The organism is Azonexus hydrophilus (assembly GCF_001956855.1).
Classification (GTDB): Bacteria; Pseudomonadota; Gammaproteobacteria; order Burkholderiales; family Rhodocyclaceae; genus Azonexus; species Azonexus hydrophilus_A.
This window is the reverse complement of record NZ_MTHD01000001.1, coordinates 560,906-579,349: the sequence shown is the minus strand read 5'-3', so window position 1 is coordinate 579,349 and position 18,444 is coordinate 560,906. Positions and strand designations below refer to the sequence as shown.

The 18,444-nt window shown below is 64.8% G+C and carries 18 protein-coding genes; 12 read left to right on the top strand and 6 right to left on the bottom strand.

What is annotated here, in order from left to right:
• Window positions 1-35: 35 nt before the first annotated feature.
• The 10 genes from BJN45_RS02830 (at window position 36) to hemF (ending at window position 10,467) form a co-directional block, all read left to right on the top strand.
• Window positions 36-1,049, top strand: a complete 1,014-nt coding sequence (locus tag BJN45_RS02830) for an aminoglycoside phosphotransferase family protein (protein ID WP_076091835.1) — start codon at window positions 36-38, stop codon at window positions 1,047-1,049.
• Between the two features lie 15 nt (window positions 1,050-1,064).
• The gene (gene murU / locus BJN45_RS02825; protein WP_205750540.1) at window positions 1,065-1,751 is read left to right on the top strand and encodes an N-acetylmuramate alpha-1-phosphate uridylyltransferase MurU; all 687 of its coding nucleotides are present in this window, start codon (window positions 1,065-1,067) and stop codon (window positions 1,749-1,751) included.
• Window positions 1,748-3,055: an aminopeptidase P N-terminal domain-containing protein gene (locus BJN45_RS02820; protein ID WP_076091831.1), complete on the top strand. Its 1,308-nt coding sequence runs from the start codon at window positions 1,748-1,750 to the stop codon at window positions 3,053-3,055. The genes murU and BJN45_RS02820 overlap by 4 nt, the downstream gene beginning before the upstream one ends.
• Window positions 3,048-4,190: an FAD-dependent monooxygenase gene (locus BJN45_RS02815; protein WP_076091829.1), complete on the top strand. Its 1,143-nt coding sequence runs from the start codon at window positions 3,048-3,050 to the stop codon at window positions 4,188-4,190. The genes BJN45_RS02820 and BJN45_RS02815 overlap by 8 nt, the downstream gene beginning before the upstream one ends.
• A 67-nt stretch (window positions 4,191-4,257) precedes the next feature.
• Window positions 4,258-5,121, top strand: a complete 864-nt coding sequence (locus tag BJN45_RS02810; protein ID WP_076091827.1) for a 1,4-dihydroxy-2-naphthoate polyprenyltransferase — start codon at window positions 4,258-4,260, stop codon at window positions 5,119-5,121.
• A gap of 80 nt (window positions 5,122-5,201) precedes the next feature.
• Window positions 5,202-6,215: a tRNA dihydrouridine synthase DusB gene (gene dusB / locus BJN45_RS02805; RefSeq protein WP_076091825.1), complete on the top strand. Its 1,014-nt coding sequence runs from the start codon at window positions 5,202-5,204 to the stop codon at window positions 6,213-6,215.
• Window positions 6,212-6,445 (top strand): Fis family transcriptional regulator, encoded by a 234-nt coding sequence (locus tag BJN45_RS02800; protein ID WP_076091823.1) that lies wholly within the window; start codon window positions 6,212-6,214, stop codon window positions 6,443-6,445. Before dusB ends, BJN45_RS02800 begins: the two co-directional genes overlap by 4 nt.
• 5 nt (window positions 6,446-6,450) lie before the next feature.
• Window positions 6,451-8,043, top strand: coding sequence for a bifunctional phosphoribosylaminoimidazolecarboxamide formyltransferase/IMP cyclohydrolase (gene purH / locus BJN45_RS02795; protein ID WP_076091821.1), 1,593 nt, complete (start codon window positions 6,451-6,453; stop codon window positions 8,041-8,043).
• A 12-nt stretch (window positions 8,044-8,055) separates the two neighbouring features.
• Entirely contained in the window at window positions 8,056-9,333 is a 1,278-nt protein-coding gene (gene purD / locus BJN45_RS02790; RefSeq protein WP_076091819.1) for a phosphoribosylamine--glycine ligase, read from the top strand.
• A gap of 237 nt (window positions 9,334-9,570) precedes the next feature.
• Entirely contained in the window at window positions 9,571-10,467 is an 897-nt protein-coding gene (gene hemF / locus BJN45_RS02785; protein WP_076091817.1) for an oxygen-dependent coproporphyrinogen oxidase, read from the top strand.
• Window positions 10,468-10,470: 3 nt separating this feature from the next.
• Here hemF and BJN45_RS02780 read toward each other — a convergent pair whose 3' ends face one another.
• The 5 genes from BJN45_RS02780 to hemC are packed head-to-tail and all read right to left on the bottom strand — an operon-like array spanning window position 10,471 to window position 14,691.
• The gene (locus BJN45_RS02780) at window positions 10,471-10,710 is read right to left on the bottom strand and encodes a hypothetical protein (protein ID WP_076091815.1); all 240 of its coding nucleotides are present in this window, start codon (window positions 10,708-10,710) and stop codon (window positions 10,471-10,473) included.
• A 17-nt stretch (window positions 10,711-10,727) separates the two neighbouring features.
• On the bottom strand, window positions 10,728-11,909 hold the full coding sequence (locus BJN45_RS02775; protein WP_170873011.1) for a heme biosynthesis HemY N-terminal domain-containing protein: 1,182 nt from the start codon (window positions 11,907-11,909) through the stop codon (window positions 10,728-10,730).
• Between the two features lie 5 nt (window positions 11,910-11,914).
• Complete coding sequence (locus BJN45_RS02770) at window positions 11,915-12,973, bottom strand: uroporphyrinogen-III C-methyltransferase (RefSeq protein ID WP_076091811.1); 1,059 nt, start codon at window positions 12,971-12,973, stop codon at window positions 11,915-11,917.
• Window positions 12,970-13,749, bottom strand: coding sequence for a uroporphyrinogen-III synthase (locus BJN45_RS02765; RefSeq protein WP_076091809.1), 780 nt, complete (start codon window positions 13,747-13,749; stop codon window positions 12,970-12,972). The genes BJN45_RS02770 and BJN45_RS02765 overlap by 4 nt, the downstream gene beginning before the upstream one ends.
• Window positions 13,750-13,758: 9 nt before the next feature.
• Complete coding sequence (hemC, locus tag BJN45_RS02760; RefSeq protein ID WP_076091807.1) at window positions 13,759-14,691, bottom strand: hydroxymethylbilane synthase; 933 nt, start codon at window positions 14,689-14,691, stop codon at window positions 13,759-13,761.
• Here hemC and BJN45_RS02755 point away from each other — a divergent pair.
• On the top strand, window positions 14,690-15,178 hold the full coding sequence (locus BJN45_RS02755) for a thioredoxin family protein (protein ID WP_076091805.1): 489 nt from the start codon (window positions 14,690-14,692) through the stop codon (window positions 15,176-15,178). The genes hemC and BJN45_RS02755 overlap by 2 nt on opposite strands.
• The gene (locus BJN45_RS02750; protein ID WP_076091803.1) at window positions 15,175-15,780 is read left to right on the top strand and encodes a methyltransferase domain-containing protein; all 606 of its coding nucleotides are present in this window, start codon (window positions 15,175-15,177) and stop codon (window positions 15,778-15,780) included. The genes BJN45_RS02755 and BJN45_RS02750 overlap by 4 nt, the downstream gene beginning before the upstream one ends.
• Here BJN45_RS02750 and BJN45_RS02745 read toward each other — a convergent pair.
• Window positions 15,777-18,407, bottom strand: a complete 2,631-nt coding sequence (locus BJN45_RS02745) for a response regulator (RefSeq protein WP_076091801.1) — start codon at window positions 18,405-18,407, stop codon at window positions 15,777-15,779. The two genes, BJN45_RS02750 and BJN45_RS02745, sit on opposite strands and share 4 nt — an antisense overlap.
• Window positions 18,408-18,444: the final 37 nt, after the last annotated feature.

Below are 18,444 nucleotides of genomic sequence, written 5' to 3'. Positions count from 1 at the left end.
ATCGTGCCATTTTACAACGAACCTTCCCCTACTCGATGTCGCGCGATCAACTTGTTACCGACTGGGTTGCCAGTCGCTTCCCGAACCAATCCGTCACCCTGGCGCCAGCTTCCGCCGACGCCAGCTTCCGCCGCTATTTCCGTCTGACCTGGCCGGACGGCAGCACGCGCATCCTGATGGACGCACCACCGGACAAGGAAGACTGCAAGCCCTTCATCAAGGTCGCCGGGCTACTGGCCAAGGCTGACCTGGCCGCACCGCGCATTCTCGACCAGGACCTCGACAACGGTTTCCTGGTACTCACCGACCTCGGCCGCATCGGTTACCTCGACGCGCTCAACGCCGACCTGTCGCTGGCCGATACGCTGATCCGCCCGGTGCTCGATGTGCTGGTCAAATGGCAGCTGTCGTCGACCGCCGCCACGCTGCCGCCCTACGATGCAACGCTGCTGCGCCGCGAGCTCGACCTCTTCCCGGAATGGTTCGTCGGCCGCCACCTCGGCGTCCAGCTCGACGCCAACGAGTTGCTGATGCTCGACCGGACCTTCAAGTTCCTCATCAACTCGGCGCTGAACCAGCCCAAGGTCTTCGTCCACCGCGACTTCATGCCGCGCAACCTGATGGTCGTCGAAAGCGCCGAAACGTTGACGCCGGGCATCATCGACTTCCAGGACGCGGTCTACGGGCCGATCACCTACGACGTCGTCTCGCTGTTCCGCGACGCCTTCATCTCCTGGGAAGAGGAACAGGAAATCGACTGGGTCGTCCGCTACTGGGAAAAGGCCCGTGCCGCCGGCCTGCCGGTACGCACCGACTTCGGCGACTTCTGGCGCGACTACGAGCTGATGGGCCTGCAGCGCCACCTCAAGGTGCTCGGCATCTTCTGCCGCCTGAAGTACCGCGACGGCAAGGACAAATACAGCGAAGACCTGCCGCGCTTCATGAACTACGCGCGCAAGACCGCCAGTCGCTACATCCCGCTCAAGCCGCTGCTCAACCTGCTCGACAAGCTCGAAGGCAATACCGAGCAGATCGGCTACCGCCGCTAAACGCCGATGAAAGCGATGATCCTCGCCGCCGGCCGCGGCGAACGCATGCGGCCGCTGACCGACCACACGCCGAAGCCCTTGCTCCAGGCCGGCGGCAAGCCGCTGATCGTCTGGCACCTGGAAAAGCTGGCGGCCGCCGGCTTCCGCGAGATCGTCATCAACCACGCCCACCTCGGCGCGCACATCGAAGCTGCGCTAGGCGATGGCGCGAAGTGGGGACTCACAATCAATTACTCGCCGGAACCACCGGGTGCGCTGGAAACCGCCGGCGGCATCGCCCGGGCCTTGCCACTGCTCGGCGATGCGCCCTTTCTCGTCGTCAATGGCGATGTCTTCTGCGACGTGGATTTTGGCCAATTCTCGCGGTCGACCGCAGAAAACGAACAAAAATGCCCTGACACTGGCGCCCGCCTGCTGCTGGTCAGCAATCCGGCGCACCACACGGCCGGCGACTTCGCGCTGGCCGGCGACCGGGTCATCCCGGCGAGTGGTGGGCAAACATTCACCTATGCTGGTATCGGCGTTTTTTCGCCGGCCATGTTCGCTCATGTTCCGGTCGGCCAGCCGATGAAACTACGCCCACTGCTCGACGCAGCGATTGCCGCCGGCACACTGGCCGGGGAACATTACACCGGCCGCTGGGTCGACGTGGGTACGCCACAAAGGCTCGCCGAACTTGACCAGGAACTGAAAACCGCATGAGCCACGCCCCCTTTCTCGCCCGCCGCAAGCGCCTGCTGCAGACCATCGGCAGTGGCGTCGCCATCATCCCGACGGCACCGGAAGTCGTGCGCAACCGTGACGCGCACTATCCCTACCGTTTCGACAGCTATTTCTGGTACCTGTCCGGCTTCCCTGAGCCGGAAGCGGTGATCGTGCTGGTCGGCGGCAACGGTCGCACGAAAGCGAAATCGATCCTGTTCTGCCGCGATAAACACGAAGAACGCGAGATATGGGATGGCTACCGCTACGGCCCGAAGGCGGCGAAAAGTGCCTTTGGCTTCGATGCGGCGTATTCGATCGAACAGCTCGACAGGAAATTGCCGGAATTGCTGGTCGACCGCGACACGCTGTGGCACGCCATCGGCCATGACGCCGACTGGGATACGCGAATCGCCAAAGCCCTGAACGAAGTCCGCGCCCAGGCCCGCGCCGGCAAGCGGGCGCCACGCGCGGTGCACGACCTGCGCGCCGAACTCGACGCCATGCGCCTGCGCAAGGACGAAGCCGAACTGGCGATCATGCAGCGCGCCGCCGACATCGCCAGCGCCGGCCACGCCCGTGCCATGCACGCCTGCCGCCCGGGCATGGCCGAGTACGAGCTGGAAGCCGAACTGTCCTACGAATTCCGCAAGCGCGGCGCCGACGGTCACGCCTACTCGCCGATCGTCGCCGGTGGCGCCAACGCCTGCGTGCTGCATTACGTCGACAACAACAAGCTCTTGAACGACCACACGCTGGTGCTGATCGACGCCGGCTGCGAGGTCGAAGGCTACGCCGCCGACATCACCCGGACCTTCCCGGTCAGCGGCCGCTTCACGCCGGCGCAGAAGGATGTCTACGAAATCGTCCTGGCCGCGCAGACTGCCGCCATCAATGCCACCGCTCCCGGCCGCCACTTCATGGAAGCACACGACGCCGCCGTGCGCGTGCTGACGCAGGGACTGGTCGACCTCAAGCTGCTGACGGGCGATGTGGACACCCTGATCGAAAAAGGCGATTTCCGCCGTTTCTACATGCACCGCACCGGCCACTGGCTCGGGCTGGACGTGCATGACGCCGGCGAATACAAGATCGGCAACGATTGGACGACGCTGCAAGCGGGCATGACCGTGACCGTCGAACCCGGCCTGTACATCCGTCCGGGCGCCGACATACCGGCCGAACTGGCCGGTATAGGCATCCGCATTGAGGATGACGTGCGCGTCACCACCGACGGCTGTAATGTCTACACGACGGCACCAAAAACGGTCGCCGAGATCGAGGAAGTGATGCGCCATGACTGAAGCTGTTGAACAGACCGACATCCTGATCGTCGGCGCCGGCCCGGTCGGCATGACGCTGCACCTGGCGCTCGCTGCCGGTGGCCAGAAATCGCTGCTGATCGACCGTCGACCGCAACAGGCGCTGCAAGCCGACCCGCGCGCGCTGGCGCTGTCGCACGGCGCCCGCGAACTGCTCGAACAGATTGACGGCTGGCCGACTCGGGCAGCAACGCCGATCGAAACCATCCACGTATCGCAAAAGACAGGCTTCGGCCGGACGCTGATCGACCGCGCCGACTACCGCTTGCCGGCGCTCGGCTACGTCGTCCGCTACCGCGACCTCGCCGCCGCACTGGCCGCCCGGCTCACCGACGGCGCGCTGCTCGCCGAAACCGAAATCCTTGACACCACGCCGGATGACAACGGCGTCACCGTCGCCCTGCGCCACGCCGGCACGCTACGCCGCATCCGCTGCAAGCTGCTGGTGCATGCCGAAGGCACGCCAGCCGACGACCCTGAAGTCACGGTCAGCGACTACGCCCAGCACGCAGTGATCTGCGAAGTCACGCCAACACCGGGACACGGCCGGCGCGCCTGGGAACGGTTCACGCCGGACGGCCCGCTGGCCTTGCTGCCGCTCGGCGACGAATACTCGATCGTGTTCACGCTGCCGCCGGCCAAGGCCGACGCCGTGATGGCGCTCGACGACGATGCCTTCGTCGCCGCACTGGCCAGCCAGTTCGGCCGCAGCATGCGTTTCTCGAAGCCCGGCAAACGCAGCCGTTTTCCGCTCGCCTTGCGCCTGCGCACCAGCCTGCACCGCGGCCGTGAAGTGTGGATCGGCAACACCGCGCAGACGCTGCACCCGGTCTCCGGCCAAGGCTTCAACCTCGGCCTGCGCGACGCCTGGCAACTGGCGGAAATTCTGCTGAAAGACGGCGTCGACCGCAGCAATCTGGCCGCCTACGCCGCCAGCCGCCGACTCGACCGCGACGGCGGCGCCTTCTTCACCGACAAGGTGGTCAAGGCCTTCTCCAACGACTGCGGCCCGCTCAAACTGGTCCGCGGCCTCGGCCTGCTCGCCCTCGACGTCTTCCCGCCGGCCCGCCATTTCGTCGCCAAACGGATGATCTGGGGCGCCCGCGCCTGGCCTTGATCCATACCAAGGGCGAATCCGCGATGCCCACGCTAAAGTCGCGCCATTCGCCCATGGTTTCCGCCGCATGAAGAAAAGCACCGCCTGGTTCCTCGCCTGTCGCCCGAAAACACTGACCGTCTCGCTGTCGCCGGTGCTCGTCGGCACCGCCATCGCCTGGCAGCAAAGCAGCCAGTTGCTCTGGCTGCCGCTGCTGGCGGCGGCCTTCGGTGCGGCCTTCATCCAGATCGGCACCAACCTGTTCAACGACGTCGGCGATTTCCTGCGCGGCACCGACCAGCCCGGGCGCATCGGCCCGCGCCGCGCCACCGCCGAAGGCTGGCTGACGCCGGCCACGGTCAAGGCCGGTGCGTGGACCAGCTTCGCACTGGCCTTCGTCTGCGGCATCTATCTGGTCGCCCATGGCGGCTGGCCGATCATCGCCATCGGCCTGGCCTCGCTGGCCGCCGGCTGGAGCTATACCAGCGGCCCGAAGCCGATCGCCTACGGGCCGCTGGGCGAGGTTTTCGTACTCGTCTTTTTCGGCCTGGTTGCCGTCGCCGGCAGCCATTACCTGCAGACCCTCAGCCTGTCACCGGCGGCGCTGCTCGCCGGCACGCTGCTCGGCCTGCACGCGGCGGCGGTGATCACCGTCAACAACTACCGCGATCTCGACGGCGACGCCGCCAGCGGCAAGCGCACGCTGGCCGTACGGCTCGGCCGGCCAGCGACGCGCTGGCTGTACACCGGCGAAATCCTCACCCCCTACGCGCTGCTGCCGCTGCTCGACGGCACCACCTGGCTACCGCTGCTGTCGCTGCCGCTGGCGCTGTGGCTGATCCGGCGTTTCCACCGCGAAACGCCGGGACCAGCGTTCAACCGGCTGCTCGCCGCCACAGCCGGCCTACAACTGCTGTTTGCCCTGCTGTTAACCCTGAGCCTGACGATTTGACTATTTTTTAGGCGCCGACTCGGGTAAAATGCGCGGCTTCCCCGCTTTATCCCGCACCCGCTTTTACCCCTCGGCCGCCCATGGAATTCGTTGGTTTTCAGCTCCGCAACAACCTGTTCGTTGCCCCCATGGCCGGCGTCACGGATCGTCCGTTTCGCCAGTTGTGCAAGAAGATGGGCGCCGGCCTGGCCGTGTCCGAAATGGTCACGTCGAACTCGCTGCTCTACGGCAGCGCCAAGACGCTGCGCCGCGCCAACCACGTCGGCGAAGTGGCGCCGATCTCGGTGCAGATCGCCGGTGCCGACCCGAAGATGATGGCCGAAGCCGCCCGCCACAACGTGGATAATGGCGCGCAGATCATCGACATCAACATGGGTTGCCCAGCCAAGAAGGTGTGCAACGTCATGGCCGGTTCGGCGCTGATGCAGGACGAGGAACTGGTCGGCAAGATTCTCGACGCCGTCGTCGGCGCCATCCCGAACACCCCGGTGACGCTGAAGTTCCGCACCGGCTGGAACATCGCCAACAAGAACGCACCGACCATCGCCCGCATCGCCGAATCCGCCGGCGTGCGCGCCGTCGCCATCCATGGCCGGACGCGCTGCCAGCAATACACCGGCGAGGCCGAGTACGACACCATTGCGCTGGTGAAAACACTGATCAGGATCCCGGTGATCGCCAACGGCGATATCACGACGCCGGAAAAAGCCAAGCACGTGCTCGACGTCACCGGCGCCGATGGCATCATGATCGGCCGGGCCGCCCAGGGCCGGCCCTGGCTGTTCCGCGAAATAGAACATTATCTGAAGACCGGCGAGCACCTGCCGCCGGCCGAAGTCAGCGAGATCCACGAGATACTCAAGGCGCATCTGGCTGACCTCTACGATTTCTACGGCCCGGAAACGGGGTTCAAGGTCGCCCGCAAGCACATCTCCTGGTACACCAAGGGATTGGTTGGCTCGGCAGCCTTCCGCAAGGAAATGAACGTCCTGCCCAGCATCGAACAACAGATGCAGGCAGTGAACGACTTCTTCCTCCGCCTGGCGGAAGAGCATCGACACCTAAAATACGCAGAGGAGGCGTTGGCAGCATGAGCCAACATGATTTGGGGCGGTGCGTGATCAACGCACTGGAGCAGTATTTCCGGGACCTGGATGGCGAAAAGCCGGCCGCGATTTATGACATGGTCCTGAAGAGCGTCGAAAAACCGATGCTGGAGGTGGTTCTGGCCAAGGCCGGCACCAACCAGACGCTGGCGGCGGAGATGCTGGGCATCAACCGCAATACGCTGCGCAAGAAACTTACCGAACATCAACTACTGTAATCGCCATGACCATCAAGCAAGCACTGATTTCCGTCTCCGACAAGACGGGTGTACTCGAATTCGCCCAGGGCCTGGCGGCCCAGGGCGTCAAGCTGCTGTCCACCGGCGGCACCGCCAAAATGCTGCGTGACGCCGGGTTGACCGTCACCGAGATCGGCGATTACACCGGTTTCCCGGAAATGCTCGACGGCCGCGTCAAGACGCTGCACCCGAAAGTTCATGGCGGCATCCTGGCCCGTCGCGACCTGCCGGAACACCTGGCCACCATCGAAGCCCACGGCATTCCGACCATCGATCTGGTCTGCGTGAACCTCTACCCGTTCGCCGCGACCATCGCCAAGGCCGGCGTGACCCTGGAGGACGCCATCGAGAACATTGACATCGGCGGTCCGGCCATGGTCCGCTCGTCGGCCAAGAACTACAACGGCGTCGCCATCGTCACCGATCCGGAAGACTACGCACCGCTGCTGGCGGAAATGAAAGCCAACGCTGGCGCCTTGCAACTCGCCACCCGCTTCAACCTGGCGAAGAAGGCGTTCACGCACACCGCCCGCTACGACAGCATGATCGCCAACTGGCTGACCGGCCTCGACGAAGGTGCTGAAGCCAAGCCGGCTGAAGCTGCACCGGTTCCGGCAATCTTCCCGGCCAGGCTGCAACTGGCCTTCGACCGCAGCGAAATCCTGCGCTACGGTGAAAACTCGCACCAGCAAGCCGCTTTCTACCGCGACACCACCGCGCTGCCGGGCAGCATCGCCAATTACACGCAGTTGCAGGGCAAGGAACTGTCGTACAACAACATCGCCGACTCCGACGCCGCCTGGGAATGCGTCAAGGCCTTCGATGTCCCGGCCTGCGTCATCATCAAGCACGCCAATCCATGCGGTGTCGCCATCGACGGCAGCCTGCTCGGCGCCTACGAAAAGGCCTTCAAGACCGATTCGACCTCGGCCTTCGGCGGCATCATCGCCTTCAACGGCGAAGTCGGCATCGACGTCGTTGAAGCCATGAACCAGCGCAAGCACTTCGTCGAAGTGCTGATCGCCCCGTCCTTCACCGCCGAAGCCAAGGCCGCGCTGGCGGCCAAAGCCAATCTGCGCGTGCTGGTCGTGCCGCTCGGTAAAGACCTGAACAAGCTGGAGCTCAAGCGCGTCGGCGGCGGCCTGCTGGTGCAGACGGCTGACGACTTCACCGCCCAAGCCAGCGGCCTGAAGGTGGTCACCAAAGTGCAGCCGACCGCCCAACAGATCGAAGACCTGCTCTTCGCCGAGCGCGTCGCCAAGTTCGTCAAATCCAACGCCATCGTCTTCTGCGGCGGCGGCATGACGCTCGGCGTCGGCGCCGGCCAGATGAGCCGCGTCGATTCGACCAAGATCGCCAGCATCAAGGCGCAGAACGCCGGCCTGCCGCTGAAGGGCTCGGTCGTCGCATCGGATGCCTTCTTCCCGTTCCGCGACGGCCTCGACGTCCTCGCCGAAGCCGGCGCCACCGCCGTCATCCAGCCGGGTGGCTCGATGCGCGACGAGGAAGTCATCGCCGCTGCCGACGAACACGGCATCGCGATGGTGTTTACGGGTGCGCGCCACTTCAGGCACTAACAAGGAAAAACCATGAAACTACTCGTCATCGGTTCCGGCGGCCGCGAGCACGCCATGGCCTGGCGCCTGGCAAAAACGCCGGGCCTGCAGAAGGTTTTTGTCGCCCCCGGCAACGCCGGCACGGCGCGCGAGCATGAACTGGAAAACGTCAATATCACCGCCCCGGAAGCGCTGGCGGATTTTGCCGAGCAGAACAATGTTCATCTCACCGTCGTCGGCCCCGAGGCGCCGCTGGCGGCTGGCGTGGTCAATGTTTTCCGTAACCGTGGCCTGAAGATCTTCGGTCCGACCAGGGAAGCTGCCCAGCTTGAATCCTCCAAGGATTTCGCCAAGCGCTTCATGGCCCGCCACAACATCCCGACCGCCGGCTTCGAGACTTTCTCCGACGCTGCCGCGGCGCACGCCTACATCGACAGGCAGGGCGCGCCGATCGTCATCAAGGCTGACGGCCTCGCCGCCGGCAAGGGCGTCGTCGTTGCCATGAGCCTCGATGAAGCGCACGCCGCCATCGACGACATGCTGTCCGGCAACAAGCTGGGCGATGCCGGCGCCCGCGTCGTCATCGAGGATTTCCTCGACGGCGAGGAAGCCAGCTTCATCGTCATGGTCGACGGCAAGAACGTCCTCGCGCTGGCCTCCAGCCAGGACCACAAGCGCATCGGCGACGGCGATACCGGCCCGAACACCGGCGGTATGGGCGCCTACTCCCCGGCCCCCTGCGTCACGCCGGAAATCCACGCCAAGGCGATGCGCGAAATCATCCTGCCGACCGTGCGCGGCATGGCCGCTGACGGCATTCCCTTCACCGGCTTCCTCTACGCCGGCCTGATGATCGCCAAGGACGGCAGCGTCAAGACGCTGGAATTCAACTGCCGCATGGGCGACCCGGAAACCCAGCCGATCCTGATGCGGATGAAGTCCGACTTCGTCAAGCTGCTCGAACACGGCATCAATGGCACACTCGACCAGGTCGAAGCCGAATGGGACCGCCGCGTCGCCCTCGGCGTCGTGCTGGCCGCCGCCAACTATCCGGACACCCCGAAGAAGGGCGACGCCATCCACGGCCTGCCCGCCGGCAACAGCTTCAGCGAAGACGCCCATGTCTTCCATGCCGGCACGGCAGACAAGGACGGCCAGGTCGTCACCGCCGGCGGTCGCGTGCTCTGCGTCACGGCGCTGGGCGAAAACGTCAAGCTGGCGCAGAAGGCAGCCTACGAGGCGGCCGTACAGATCGGCTGGGATGGCATGCAGTTCCGCAAAGACATCGGTTATCGGGCGATCAGCCGCTGAACCGGTTTTCTGCCAGCCGGCGTGACGGGATTCTGTTACGCCGGCTTTGGTTTTCTTGAGCAGGGGTTTCGCGCTTGCAGCGCCAAAACCCGCCATGGAACCGACTATTGTGGTCGACCCGAGAAAACCCTCAAAAACCGGATCGTTCTTCCGGGCCCCTTGGGAGGTGCCGAGTAACGCGGGGAACCCAACAGCAAAACCACAGCCCAACCAACTCACAAAAAAGACAGCGCCCCCATGGACACCAAGCAACTCAAAACCTTCTTCACCACCCTCCAAGCAGGTATCGTCGCCGAGCTCGAAGCCTTCGACGGCCAAGCCTTCCGCACCGATTCCTGGACACGTCCCGAAGGTGGCGGCGGCATTTCGCGGCTGATCGAGGAAGGCGATTTCTTCGAGCGTGGCGGGGTCAATTTCTCGCACGTCACTGGCAAATCGCTGCCGGCCTCGGCCACAGCCGTGCGCCCGCAACTGGCCGGGCGGGCCTGGGAGGCGATGGGGGTGTCGCTGGTGCTGCATCCGCGCAATCCCTACTGCCCGACGGCGCACATGAACGTCCGCTGCTTCGTTGCGACCAAGGAGGGTGAAGAGGACGTCTGGTGGTTTGGCGGCGGCATGGACATGACGCCTTATTACGGTCAACGCGAGGATGTGGCGCATTTTCACCGGACCTGCCGGGATGCGCTGGCGCCCTTCGGCGACGATGTCTACCCGAAGTACAAGCAGTGGTGCGACGAGTATTTCTTCCTCAAGCACCGCAACGAACCGCGCGGTGTCGGCGGCGTCTTCTTCGACGACCTCAACGAGGGTGGTTTCGAACGCTGCTTCAGCCTGACCCAGGCTGTCGGCAACGCCTTTACCAAAGCCTATCTGCCGGTACTGGCGAAACGCCGCGACATGCCTTACGGCGATCGCGAGCGCGACTTCCAGGCGTATCGCCGGGGCCGCTACGTCGAGTTCAACCTGGTCTGGGACCGCGGTACGCTGTTCGGGCTGCAGTCCGGCGGGCGCACCGAATCGATCCTGATGTCGCTGCCGCCGATCGTCAAATGGCGCTACGACTGGCAGCCGGAAGCCGGCACGCCGGAAGCGGAACTCTACGAAGTCTTCCTGCAGCCACAGGACTGGGTGTAAGCCTTACTTCAGCTTGCCCCTGACGGCCCGGACGCGTTCCGGGTCCTTCATTTCCATCTTCCCGCCGCCCCCCTGAAGGTTGCCGCAAGCGCAGGCGGCCTTGATATGCGGGACGGAGTTGACGATGACCGAACAGTCGAGGCATTCGTAGTAGATGTCGCCCCCGGTCGGCAAGGCGCCCGCTGCGGGTGCCGGATCGATGGGGTAGAAATTGTAGATCTTGCGCATGTCGATGTTCAGCACAGCCCGCTCCTCTGCGGTTATTTTTCGTCATTGGCCGGCATGACCGCAGCGCGGTAATGCCGGTTGGCGTCGTCGACCCGTTCGAGCTGATCGCCCAGACGTGCCAGTTCAAGGTGCCCCGCCTGCGTCTCCTCAACGGATAGCGAAGCCTCCAGATAACTTTGCGCCTTACCCCACAGGCGCTGCCGGGCGCACATGCGGCCCAGCGCCAGCAGCAAGCCGGCGTGATCCGGCCGTTGGCGCAACCATTCCTCGGCGCGGGCGATGCGCGACATCTGGTCGCCACCGCTCAGGCGCCCGTAGATCGCGGCCAGATCGCTCTGCCACACCTCATCATCACCGTGATCGAGCATCCCCTCGATCAGTTTCTGCGCTTCCCCATCGGCCCCGGCAAGCGCCAGACCACGGCTGGCGGCCAGCACGACATCGGCACTGCGTTCCGCTGCAGGGACTGTCCGCAGGTAGGCGGTCAGCGCGGTGCTGTCATCCGCACAACGAACGATGTTGGCCAGATGCGCCTTGACGGCCAGGGTATGCACCGTCTCCGCCGGCAAGGCATCGCGCTTGGCCAGTTGGCGCAACAGTTTGAGAACGCCATCCCAGTCACCCAGACCCTGGCGTGCGCGCAACTCGATGCGCAGCGCAGCGATATGACGCCCCAGCTTGCCTTGCAGGCGCGCCAGCGCTGCCAGCGCCTCGGCGAAACGCCGCTCCTCGTTGAGCATCTCCGCTTCCAGCATCAGCGTTGCCGGCTCGTTGCGGGCATCCTGCTGCTTGGCCTTTTCCAGCCATTCCTGCTGGCGCGACGGCTCACCCAGGCGCTGCGCCGCCCGGGCGGCGATCAATGCGGCCAGGCCGGGCGCACGCCCGGCAGCATAGGCTTCACCGGCACGCTTCAGCGCCTGGCCGTAACGGCCTTCGAACAGGAAACGCACAGCCTCCTGGAACACCACGCCCGATTTCTCGCGCTGCCGCCGCCGGCGATATTCCTGGACACGCCGCGGCATGCCCATGGTCAGCGACCAGGCACGCAGGATGACATGGAAGGCAATGAACAACAGCACCAGAGCAAGCACCAGGAAATTCAGCGAAATTTCCAGCCGCCACGGATGCAGCACGATCAGCGCATAGCCATCGTTCAAACTGGCACCGAGCGCGACAGCAGCCGCCAGCGCGAACAGCGCAAGGATCCAGAACAAGCCTCTCACCGCGTTTCCCTGCCTTCACGCAGACCGACCAGCGCCTGCTGGCTGGCCCGCAGGTCGGGAAGCTCGATGATGATTTCCGCCGCCGACAACTCCTTGAGCTGTTCGATGGCAGCTTGTACGGCCCGGTCCTCGGTGGAGAAATAGCGTTCGAGCCAGGAGCGTGCGACGCTCAGCTCGTTGCGGAAAGTCCATTGATCGCGGGCGAACAGCGCCAACCGGGCACTCAGCAGCCGCAATTTAAGGTTCTCGCGCAGGAAAAATCCCTGCCCCGGCGCCAGCAGCGCCGGCTCCTCGCGGTCGAAGCGCTGGATGCGGATCAGCGTCCGCGTTTCCTGCCAGAGATCAGACAACACCAGTCGCCACCAGGGCGCCGGTGCATCATCCGGTTCGACGGCGGCACTGGCCTCCTCGACCGGCCGGCCATGAACGATGAACGGAAACTTTTCGACGCCGCTGACGATCTGCTCCAGACGCAGGCTGATGCCCGGAATGTCGGCCAGCGGCAGTTCGTTGAGGTGGCTGATATCGGCCGCCAGCGCCTTGCGCAGCGGCAGATGCCGGGCCTTGTCCAGACGTGCCAGCTGGGCGTCGGCCGAGCGCAGCGCGAGCAGCGCGACCGGAACATTGCCGGCAAGCTGGATCTGCTGCGCGGCAAGCGTTATCGCCTGCTCGATTTCGAGCAGCTGTGCTTCTTCCCGCCCCTTGGCGACATCCTGGTAGAGCGCCTGCAAGGCTTCTTCCTGATCCCGCCCCTCGGCCAGCGTGGCTTCAATGGCGTCAAGGCGTCCGGCCAAGGCCGTGCTGCGCTCCAGCAACTGCTGGCCGGCCTGGGCCTCATTGCGGGCGACGACAGCCGCGTCGGCCAGACGTCGTGCGACGTCCTGGCGCAATTCGGTCATTTGCTGGCGTGTGTCGTACCACTGCCAGGCCAGGAGGCCGCCCAGGATCGCAACCGGCAGCAGCCACAGGGCGCCGCCCTTGTTGTTGCGCCGGGCCTTGGCAACAGGTGCCGTGACCGGTTCAGCGGGAGGGGTGGAGGATTGTTCGACGTTCATGCTGACCAATTATAAGCAAGTAATCCCTGAATCAGGCCGCTGTCGGCGGCTTCCGTCAACTCGACCCGATTCAGGCCGAGTTCCCGGGCGATGCCGGCAATGCGTTCGTGCGGTACGAACAGCGGGGTTTGCCGGAGAAAGTCGCGACCTTCGGCCGACAAGCCATCGACCAGGTAACGCAGGCCTTCGCTGCTGGAAACGACGATTGCATCAAGGCGAGCGTCACGCCAGGCATCGAGCAGTTGATCGAAACCGGCAGCCGGGCCGCTGCGCCGGTAACAGGTGATGCAGTCGACGATAGCCCCGCGTTCCCGCAAGGTGTCGGCCAGCAGTTCGCGCCCGCCATCGCCGCGGAAGATCGCGACCCGCCGACCGGTAAGCCGTTCGGCAACGAGTTCGGGCAGCGCCAGCAGGCCTTCGGAATCAAAGCGCTCGGCAGGTGCCAGGCAGTTTGGCACCCCTTCTTCGGCAAGCGCCCTGACGGTTCCCGGACCGACCGCCAGTGGCTGCAGATGCGCCGGCCACGGACGATCGGCAAGCAGCAGCGGCAAGGCATGGGCAACCGCGTTCGGACTGACGAATACCGCCAGCGAATAATCAGCCAGCCGCCCGGCAGCGCTGGTCAGCGCTGCCGTATCGCCAGCGGGCGCAATTTCGAGCAGGGGGAACAACAGTGCATTGCCGCCGCCGGCAGCAATCATCTTGGCCAGCGGCGCCGCCTGAGCGCGCGGCCGGGTTACCACGATGGTACGGCCGGCAAGCGGGCCGGTCGTCATCACACTACCTTACTTGCAGGCCAGCCTGGCCAGGATGGCTTCCGCCCCCTGAGCCCGCAGCATGTCGGCCAGCTGACGGCCGAGTGCTTCGTCATCGGCCGGGTTGCCGCGCAATTCGGCGGACACCATCTCGCTGCCATCGACACTGGCAACGAAACCGCGCAACCACAACTGACCGTTGTCGATGATCGCATAGCCGCCGAGCGGCACCTGGCAACTGCCGCCGAGGGCGCGCGAGAAGGCGCGTTCAGCCTTGACGCAATGGGCGGTTTCCGGATCGTTGAGCGGGGCAACAACATCAGCCATGGCGGCGGCGCCATCGATCAGTTCGATGCCGAGCGCGCCCTGTCCCGGTGCCGGCAGTGACTGTTCTGCGGTCAACACCGCCTTGATGCGGTTTTCCATGCCGAGGCGGATCAGGCCGGCGGCGGCGAGGATGATTGCGTCGTAGTCGCCGGCATCGAGCTTCTTCAGCCGCGTGTCGAGGTTGCCGCGCAGGCTCTTGATCACCAGTTGCGGATATTTTGCGCGCAGGATCGCTTCACGGCGCAGGCTGGAGGTGCCGACGACGGCGCCTGCCGGCAGTTCGTCAAGGCTGGCGTAGTTGTTCGAAACGAAGGCATCGCGCGGATTCTCGCGGGCAGAGATGGCGGCCAGCACGAAGCCGTCCGGCATCACCATCGGCACATCCTTCATCGAATGCACGGCCAGATGCGCCTTGCCTTCCTGCATCGCCACTTCGAGTTCCTTGATGAACAGGCCCTTGCCGCCAATCTCGGCGAGCGGCCGGTCGAGAATCTGGTCACCCTTGGTGGTCATCCCGAGAATGACAACTTCCGTCCCGGGATTTAAACTCGATAAGCGTTCTCTGACATGCACCGCCTGCCACATGGCCAGACGGGATTCGCGGGAGGCAATGACAATTTTCGATGGAGCGGACATGAGGCAATCCTGGAAGACATGGCGTGGGCTGTTCGGGGGGCTGATTCTAGCATGCCTGCCCCTGGCCTCCCTGGCGGCGGCCGAATTGCCACGGGCCAGCCAGCTCGACGCCGAAGCGCGCCAGGCCGCGCGCGCTGGCGCGCCGCTGATCGTCATCTTCAGTCGGGCCGATTGCAGCTTTTGCCAGACGATCAAGCGCGACTACCTGCAGCCGCTGGCCGCCGATCCGCGCTACGCCGGTCGCGTCGTGATCCGCGAGATTGGTCAGGACACCGAGGCGCCGCTGACTGATTTCTCCGGTCGACCGACCACGCACGCCCGTTTTGCCGCCACCGAAAAAATCCGCCTGGTGCCCGTCGTGGCCTTTTACGGGCCGGGCGGCCGGAAACTGCACGAATCGATCGTTGGCGCCAGGTTGCCCGACTTCTACCAGAGCTACCTTGAGGATGCCATCGAGCAATCGGCGAAGGCGCTGAAAAAACCATGACCGACACGCAGAAGCCACCGAGCCAGCGCCCGGAACACCCCGATTTCTGGTGCCAGCGCTTCGGCGAGGGCATCACCCCTTGGGATGCCGGCCGGGTGCCGGCCGATTTCGCCGCCTTCGTCGCCCGCCAGCCGGCGCCCTTGACCACGCTGATCCCGGGCTGCGGCAGCGGCTGGGAGGCGGCCTGCCTGGCTGAAAACGCCTGGCCGGTGACGGCGCTCGATTTCTCGCCGGTCGCTGTGGACAAGGCACGCGCCGTACTCGGCACTGCTGCGGTCGACCTCGTCTGCGCCGACTTTTTCACCTTTGAGCCAGCCCAGCCACCGGCGCTGATCTACGAACGCGCCTTCCTCTGCGCGCTGCCGCGCAAGCTGTGGGACGACTGGGGCCGCCGCGTCGCCGAACTGCTGCCAGGCGGCGGCCTGCTTGCCGGCTATTTCTTCGTCTGCGACCAGGTCAAGGGACCACCGTTCGGCATCCTGCCCGAACAACTCGCGGCGCTGCTGCAACCGGCGTTCGAGTGCATTGAGGATACTGCGGTCAACGACTCGATTCCGGTATTTTCCGGCCGCGAACGCTGGCAGGTCTGGCGCCGGCGCTAAGCTTTGGCAATGCCGGACAGGTGGCGCAGCAACATTGCGCTGAGGCGTTCCGGCACCACCGGCTTGGCCATGAAATCGTCCATGCCGGCTTCCAGACAACGCGCCTTGTCCTCGGCGAAGGCGTTCGCCGTCATCGCCAGGATCGGCGTCCGCGCATGCGCCGGCAGGCGGCGGATGTGCTGCGTCGCCTGCAGACCGTCCATGCGCGGCATCTGCATGTCCATCAGGACCAGGTCGTAATTGCTCGCCGCCGCCATGGCCACCGCCTGCTCACCGTCCTCCGCCTGATCGACCTGCAGCCCGAGATCCTCCAGCAGGATCACCGCGATCTCCCGGTTGATCGGCTCGTCTTCGACCAGCAGCACCCGGCGCCCGGCAAAATCACTGCGCAGGCGCTCCCCGGGATTGTCACCGGCAGCCGGCAAGGTGACAGGGGCCTGATCATCCTTGTCCAGGCAGACCGTGAACCAGAAGGTGCTGCCAACGCCCGGCTGACTGCGCACGCCGGCATCGCCACCCATCAGGCGCGCCAGTTTGCGGGTAATTGCCAGACCAAGGCCGGTGCCGCCGTAATGCCGGGTCGTCGATGCATCCGCCTGCTCGAATGCCGAGAACAGCCGTGGCAACGCCTCTTCGGGAATGCCGATACCGCTATCCTCGACTTCAAAACGCAGCGTCATCGATTGCGCATCCTCCGCCTCGACGACGAGACGGATGACAATGCCGCCGCGCTCGGTGAACTTCACCGCGTTGGTCACGTAGTTGAGCAAGGCCTGCTGCAGTCGCGTCGGATCACCCAGCAAAGCACCCGCCAGATGCGGCACCTCGCTGAGCAGCGCCAGGCCTTTCGCCTGCACCCGTTCATGCACCATCGACAGGACATTGGCCACCAGCGCTTCGATCTGCACCGGCACCGACTCCAGCGAGAAACGGCCGGCTTCGATCTTGGACAGGTCGAGCACCGCATTGATGATTTCCAGCAAATGCGCGCTGGCCGTCTCCAGCTTGCCCATCTGCGCGATCTGCTCGTCGCTCAAGCCCCCTTTGCGGACCAGCCGGGCCATGCCGAGAATGGCATTCATCGGCGTCCGGATTTCGTGGCTCATGTTGGCCAGGAAAGCGCTTTTCGCCACGCTGGCAGTTTCGGCAAACTGCTTGGCTTGTGCCAGTTCGCCGGTGCGCAGCTCGACCAGCTCCTCAAGGTGCTCCCGGTACGCAGCCAGTTCGCGCTCGGCCTGCCGGTGCTGGGTGACGTCGCGCAGGCTGCACTGGATCAATGTCCGCTCGCCCAGCCTGATCCGGCTGATGATCAGTTCGGCGATGAACAGCTGGCGGTTGTCGATCCGCCGGTGCGTCCATTCGAAACGCGGCAGTTCGCCGCGCAGTGCGGCCGCGATCAGCCGTTCGGCGGCCGGCAGCGAAGCCTCGCCATCCGGCTGCACGGTCGGCGAGAAGTCCACCGGCGTGTTGCCGAGCAGTAGTTCCTGCGACTCGGCACCAAACATCTGCATTGCCGTCGGATTGCAATCGACGATGGTCAGCCCGTCGAGAATCAGGACGGCTTCGGCCGTCGATTCGAACAGCGTCCGGTAACGCACTTCGGACAGTTGCAACGCCTGGGTTCGCTCCTGGACCCGCAATTCGAGTTCATTTTTGGCTGCCAGCAGCGCCTGATCGGCGCGACGCCAGCGACGGCTGAAATGGAAAGCCAGCAACAGCCCGATCAGGCAAGGCACCAGCACCATCAGCGAAACCAGTTGCATGACCCGATGCACCTGCGGGGTGATGGCAGCATTCAACGCCGCCTCACTGCGCATCAGGCTGAGATGCCAGCCGTGGCGCAGCGGGGCAACGAAACGCAGCCAGGGTTCGCCATCGGCGTCCACACGCGTCATTGCCGTCGCCCCCGGGGACCAGGCTTCCGCCATTTCATCTCCGGCAATGACGCCCAGTCGCGAATCGGCAACCCGCTGGCCTGCCCCGTCGAACAGCGCCGCACGCTCGAAAGGCTCGATTTTCCCGGCACGCAGCAGATCGGCCAGGCGGGTCAGGTGGAGAACCCCGCCAAGGTGCAAAATGACCTTGCCCGATGCATCCAGCACCGGGATATCGATGGCCACCGCGGGAACCCCGTCGGCCCCGGTAAAGCCATCTGAAACCACCGGCAACCCGGTGCTGGCGGCTTGCTGGAAATAGGCACGATCAGCCAGGTTGTACTTGCGCAACGCACGCTGAACGCTGAACGGATGGGAAATATAGTGATCGCCTTCCGGCGTCAGCACGAACAGCACTGAAAAACCGCCAGCCTGGCGCAGAGCTTCGAGAATTTCGTGCTTTTCCGGATCGAGTTCACCGGGGATGCCATTCAGCGCCAGGTCGATCGACGAACGTTCGGGCAAGGACTGAAAAGCCCGGCTTTTCGCCGCCAGCCGCAACAACTGCAACGGCTGTTCGATTTCCGCGTCGAGGCGTGCCGCCAGCGAATCGACAAAGGCCTTGTTGTCCTCGGCCCAGCGCTGGACGGCCCATTCATGCAGCGAACCGCGCAGGAAGAAGAGCAGCAGCGCCAGCGACAACAGCGTCGGCAACAGCACCAGGGCAACAATATGTCGCCGCTCTCCCTTCATCCCCAGCCCTCCCGTTATATCCGGCTGAAGGGATTAT